The organism is Mycobacterium sp. (assembly GCF_049278535.1).
Lineage (GTDB): Bacteria > Actinomycetota > Actinomycetes > Mycobacteriales > Mycobacteriaceae > Mycobacterium.
In genome coordinates this window covers 1-5,993 of sequence record NZ_JBAPMI010000107.1, presented here as the reverse complement: position 1 = coordinate 5,993, position 5,993 = coordinate 1, and the positions used below count along the sequence as shown (strand labels likewise).

Genomic DNA, 5,993 nt, shown 5'->3' with positions numbered 1-5,993 from the left:
CTGCTTGGGAGGCGGCTGGAGGTCAGCCGGCGGGCCGGGCGGTGGCCCACCTGGCGGCGGCGCCGGCGGCGGCGGCCGGTAGGGGTAGCAACCGGGCCCGGGAAGCGGGATGCCCGCCGGACCACACGACTGCTGGTCTGGGTTGCCGGTGATCGCGTCCGGGATCGACCGCCTGGGCTCGCCGCCCTGTCCGGTTCGCGGGTACGGCAACGGCAGCAGCGGTAGGCCAGGCTGGCCGGTGCCCGGATCGACAAGTTGCGACGGCAGCAGCACATTGGGATCAAGCCCCAAATCGGAGAACGCCGCATCGGTGAACGGCTGCACAAATTGCCCCAACGTCAGGTTCGGTAGCGAGGCTTTGAAGAACGGTCCCGACCCCAGCACTTCACCGAACGACATCGCGTACTTCGGAATGAGGTACAGGGTGCGCTGCAGTTCCTTCTTGCGGTCGTCCAAGACCGACAGCACTGCATTGAGCTTGTCGAGTGCGGGCTTGAGCTGGGTCCGGTTATCTCCGACGACGGCAGATATCTGCCGCGTCGCGGCCCCGATGTTGGTCATCAGCGCGTCGACCGAATTGCGTTGCGTCAGAAGCTCGGCCAGCAAGGCATTCGCGTTGATGACCAGGTTGGCGATCTGGTCGCTGCGCTTGCCCAGCACGCCGGTGACCTTGTTCGCATTGGTCAGCAGGCTGCGCAGCTTCGCGTCACGGTTGTCCAGCGTGCTGGAGAACTGCGCAACTCCCTCGAGTGCGGCCTTCAAATCTGGTGGAGTTTCTTTGAAGGTGTTCGCCAACGTCGTCAGCGCCGAAGACAGCTTTGCGGTGTCCAAAGCACTGATGGTGCTGGTCAAATCGCCCAAGGCGTCCGGTAGGTCGTAAGGCGCGCGCGTGCGCTCCACCGGGATGGTGCCTTCCAGCTTGCCGTCTCCGCGCGGGGTTATTTCGAGCATCTTGGTGCCAAGCACGGTCTCGGTCTTGATCGACGCTTCGGTGCGGTTGCCCAGTGCAACGTCGTCATCGACGGTGAAACTGACCAGAACCTTCGTCCCGTCCAGTTTGACGCTGGACACTCGGCCGACCGAAAGTCCTGAAACTCGCACGTCACTGTTCGGCTTGATTCCTGCCGCCTCAGTGAAATACGCGGAATAGCCGGACTTTCCGGTGAGGAACGGAATCTTCTCGTAGGAGAAGACAGCAGCGACCAGGGCGACGACGATGCCGATGCCGACCAGACCGACGGTGGTCCGGTTACGGTCAGCGAGCGGTGTGATGTCGCGTCGCTTGAGCTTGCCTTTCAGAGTGCCGAAACGGCTGATAATCGAGGTCATTTTTTCGGCAAGCACCGCCCGGTTACCTGGCTCACCAGCTTCACGAACGTGGGTTGCCCGTTCCGGCCGTTGAGCTTGATGATCACATCGCAGATGTAGAAGCCGAAGTAGTCGCCGTACAGACCCTGGCGGGACAGCGTTTGATAAACGTCGGGAAGAGTCTTGATCAGGTCGTCGAAGTAGTCGTGATCGGACTCGATCTGCCCCGAGACGCGATCCGTTTGCACCACAGTGTCTTTGATCGGTTGTCGCGCCTGCGTCAACAAATCGGCAACGGATCCGGTCGCGGCGTTGATGTAGGCGACGTCCTTGGTGATGTCGGCTTTGCGCTCGGACAGTGCGTCGACGAGTTGGGACAGCTTGTCGAGGCCGTCGGAGAACTGCTTGTCGCGGGTGCCGAAGGTATGCAGCACGACGTTCAGGTTGGTGATCACATCGCCGATCAGCTTATCGCGGTTCGCCAAAGTGGTTGTCAGAGCGGAAGTCTCACCGAGCACCGACGAGATGGTGGCGCCCTCACCCTGGAATACCCGCAGCAGTTGGCCGGACAACGCGTTGACCTGGTCGGGATCCAACGCTCGGAACAGCGGCGGGAAACCACCGATGAGCGCGTCGACGTCGAGGGCGGGCGAGGTGCGGGCCAACGGGATCGTGGCTCCCTGCGGCAATCGCCGTGGCGGACCGGGGCCGTCCTCGAGAGCGAGATAACGGTCGCCGATCAGATTTTCGTAGCGCACTGACGCCTTGGTGCCCTCGGTGAGCCTCAGTCCCTTGTCGATGGCGAAGTTGATGTGGACGGTGCCGTCCTTGTCCAGCTTGAGGTCACTGACCTTGCCGACCTCGACACCGGCAACGCGAACGAAGTTGCCGCCCTTGAGCCCCGAGACATTCGAAAACACCGCGCTGTAGGACGTGCGGGTGTCAAACCGGAACTGCCCGAAAACCGTCACCAGAATAAAGACGAAAGCAAGGGAGACAACGGTAAACGCCACCACACGCGCGATGGCGCCGGCGTCAGTTCTCATTGCTGTTCCTTACTTTTTCGAAAGCGTCAGGGTGGACTAGGGAGCTGGAGGTGCGGGCGGGAGCGGCGGCGTCGCTGCCCCGGCATAGTCAGGTGCGCCGTAAGGGGGTTGTCCGGGGTAGGCCGGCGCCTGCCCGGGCGCCGGACCGCCTGGGTAGCGGATCAGCGGCGGCTGGGGAGTTCCCTTGGTGACCGGGAAGTAGTTGACGTAGCCGGGGAAACCGATGCCGGTGTTGGGCCGGACATCCAGCCCGGTGCCGAATCCGGTGTCGGTGACCAGATACTTGACCGGGAAGTTCGCGCTCGCGTCAGGCAGAGAACCACAGCTCGGCCTGCCGCCGGGGCCACCCTTGGCCTGCACGCGCGGCAAGTTGTCGGGGTAGCGGTACGGGTCGTCACCGAACAGCAGCCCACCGTCGATGTTGAGGGATTTGCCGTTGCCCCCCATTGCGGCTCTACCGCCGTTCTCGAGGTACCAGACCGCGCCCTCGAAGGTGCACTTGTAGGTCGGTGAGTATTTGTTCAACAGCTCAAAAGTCGGCGCTACCAGGTTGATTGCACTGACCAGGTTCTGCTGATTCCGGCCGATGGTGTTGATCCCGGCGCTCGAGAAGCCGATCGCATCCAGCAGCACATCGTTGAGCGCTTTTTTGTTTTTGGTGATCGTGACGCTCGTCGTGCTGAAAGAATCAAGCGCCGACAAAAGGTCTTGCGCCGCAACCGAATAGGCTGCGGCGGTCTTGCCGAACAGCTGCCAGTCTTTCCGGATGGTCGCTTGCTTCGGGTTCACGGCAACCAGAAATTCGTTGCCTCCGCTGATCGCCTCACCGATGCGCTCGCCTTTGCCGCGGAAGCCGTCCGCCAGTGCCGAGAGCACACCGTTCAGCTTCGCCGGGTCGATCGCACGAACTATCGACTGCAAGTTCTCGAAGACGCTATTGACCTCAACGGTCACGTTGCGGCTGTGTAGCACAGCACCTTTGGCCAATTCACGATGGCTGGCACCCTCTGCAGGGACGATGAGGTCGACGTACTTGGCCCCGAATGCGGTGCTGGACTTGATCTCCGCCTCGATGTTGCTGGGCAGGTAACGGAATTCGTTGGGATAGATCTTCAGCTTCAGCATCGACAGATTCGTACCGGCCGCGTCGGCGTAATTCACGACTCTTGTCACTTCACCGATCTGGACGCCGCGCAACTTCACCTTCGCGTCGTCTTCCATGACCAAACCGGCCCGGTCCGAGATGACGGTGAGCGGGACGGTTCTCTTAAACGTTCCTTCGAACGCCATCGCGGTCAGCGTGCTGACCACGACGACCACCAGAACGAGTACCGGTGCCCACCAAATGGGATCAACTCCCCGGCGCCGCCGGGTTTCCTGGCTCATTCCGTCACCCCGACAAGTGGAAGTTGCCGGACTGCCCGTACACCGACAGCGTGATGGTCAGGAGAATGAAAACCCCCGCAGTGATCGAGGTACGCACGGCACGACCCACTGCCTCGCCGACGCCGGCCGGGCCGCCGGTCGCGGTGTAGCCGTAATAGGTGTGCACCGCCATCACCGCGGCGGCCATCGCCAGCGCCTCGGTGAACGACCACAACAGGTCGGTCGGGTGCAGAAACGACGAGAAATAGTGGTCGTACACGCCGCGCGACTGACCGTAGACGATCGTCGTGCCGAACCGGGTCGCCAGAAACGACATCAACACGGCGACGGTATAGATCGGGATGACCGCGAGCACGCCCGCGACGATGCGAGTGGACGCCAGATAGGTGATTGGATGGATCGCCATCGACTCCAGCGCGTCGATCTCTTCGTTGATGCGCATGGCGCCGAGTTGCGCGGTGGCGGCCGCTCCGATAGTGGCGGCCAGTGCGACACCCGCGGTCGCCGGCGCGATGAACCGGACGTTCAGGAATGCCCCTAAAAAGCCTGTGAGAGCTTCGATTCCGACGTTCGACAGCGTGTTGTAACCCTGAACGGCGATCAGCGCACCGGTGCTCAGGGTCAGGAATCCGATGATCACCACAGTGCCGCCGATAACCGCCAACGCTCCAGTGCCCATGCCCAGCACCGCGACCAACCGCAGCACCTCGCTGGGGTAGCGCCGGACGGCATCGACAGTGGAACCCAGCGCGGTGACGTAGAAGACCGTTTGCTCGCCGAGGCTGCGGATCGCGTCGACAACGCGACCTAGGATCTCGCGGCCGGGGATGTACCTTTCGTCTTCGTCGGCCGTCGTCATGAGCGCCACCCCCGCCGGGCAGTCATGGCGACACCTTCACGCCGAACGCAGTGGCCAAGATGTTGATCAGGAACAAGGCCATGAAAGCGAACACGACCGTCTCGTTGACGGCGTTACCCACCGCGATTGGTCCGCCACCGACGGACAAGCCCTTGTAGCAGGCGATCAGACCGGCGGAAAGCCCGAAAAGCATTGCCTTGACCAGCGATACGATCACCTGCGGCAGGCCGGTCAGGAGGGTCATCCCAAAGATGAACGCGCCCGGCGTGACGTGCTGGACATACACCACGAAAAAGTAGCTGCCGGTAAGGCCGACCACTGCGACTGCCGAATACAGCAGCAGGGCAACGAAAGTCGCGGCGATGACTCGCGGCACCACCAGCGCCTGGATGGGGTTGACGCCAATGACCTTCATCGCGTCGATCTCCTCGCGAATCGTTCGGGCGCCGAGGTCGGCGCACATCGCCGTGGAGCCCGCCCCCGAAACCACGATCGCCGTGACCACCGGCCCCACCTGGGTGACCGACGCCAATGCAGCACCTGCGCCGGACAGGTCGCCGGCGCCGACCTCGATCAGCACGATGTTCAACGTGAAGACGATGAGAATCGTGTACGGAATCGACAGCACCAGCGTCGGCACGATCGACACTCGCGCAACGAACCAGATCTGATCGATCAGTTCGCGCATCGCGAAAGGTCGGCGAAATGCAGCGGCGAATGTTTCGCCCGCCATGACGACGAAATCGCCGATGCCGGTGGCGGGTTTGGACCAATCAATCCCGGCAACCGTCGGCCCTGGAGTTCTCTGCGGCAACGGCCTATCCGCTCCGCCGAGAGCCATACTCGTGTGACGAAAACCGTGACTCTGTTGTTAGACGAGTTTGCTCAATTGGTTCATGCCAACCGTTCGGACGGATGGTCCACCGGCTCGGATTCTCGGCGTTTATCAGGTGCGACTCGTGGCGAATTGCCGAGATTCCTGCGACGACGGCGGCCTTCATCGAGTTTGCTCGTTCTGGCGACTCATGGTGCACGTCATCGCACTCCTCTGGCTACGGGGAAGGCTTGAGCTCACCCTGCTTTCTGCAGGTATGCAAGTGTGCAGGCGCGCGACATCGATGCCGCTGCCCGCCTGCACACACAGACCACGACGGGAATTTACGGGTTTGGATCGCTGAGCGGGAGGATTCGGATCAGGCAGAAGAAATGTGATTGGACGGGGCACCACAATGGTTTACCCCCGTTGCGCTAGCCATCCCCGCGGAGGTGGCCATAGAGTTCGACATACAGTGGGAGGCCGACGAACTTTGATCCATCATCGTTGGAGCGAATGTAAATGAGCATTGCCGAAGACGTCACACAGCTGGTCGGACATACACCACTGCTCCGGCTGC

Annotated in this window: 5 protein-coding genes; all 5 read right to left on the bottom strand. The window is 62.0% G+C overall.

What is annotated here, in order from left to right; all coding sequences use genetic code 11:
* Positions 1-1,329 (bottom strand): MCE family protein (locus WAO18_RS07015; protein ID WP_422205013.1); only part of this gene is annotated, 1,329 nt, incomplete at its 3' end.
* Entirely contained in the window at positions 1,326-2,354 is a 1,029-nt protein-coding gene (locus WAO18_RS07010; RefSeq protein ID WP_422205012.1) for an MCE family protein, read from the bottom strand. The genes WAO18_RS07015 and WAO18_RS07010, both read right to left, overlap by 4 nt.
* A gap of 36 nt (positions 2,355-2,390) precedes the next feature.
* Positions 2,391-3,740, bottom strand: a complete 1,350-nt coding sequence (locus tag WAO18_RS07005; RefSeq protein ID WP_422205010.1) for an MCE family protein — start codon at positions 3,738-3,740, stop codon at positions 2,391-2,393.
* Positions 3,741-3,744: 4 nt separating this feature from the next.
* Positions 3,745-4,599 (bottom strand): ABC transporter permease, encoded by an 855-nt coding sequence (locus WAO18_RS07000; RefSeq protein ID WP_422205008.1) that lies wholly within the window; start codon positions 4,597-4,599, stop codon positions 3,745-3,747.
* 22 nt (positions 4,600-4,621) lie between these two features.
* Entirely contained in the window at positions 4,622-5,332 is a 711-nt protein-coding gene (locus WAO18_RS06995) for an MlaE family ABC transporter permease (RefSeq protein ID WP_422205015.1), read from the bottom strand.
* Positions 5,333-5,993: the final 661 nt, after the last annotated feature.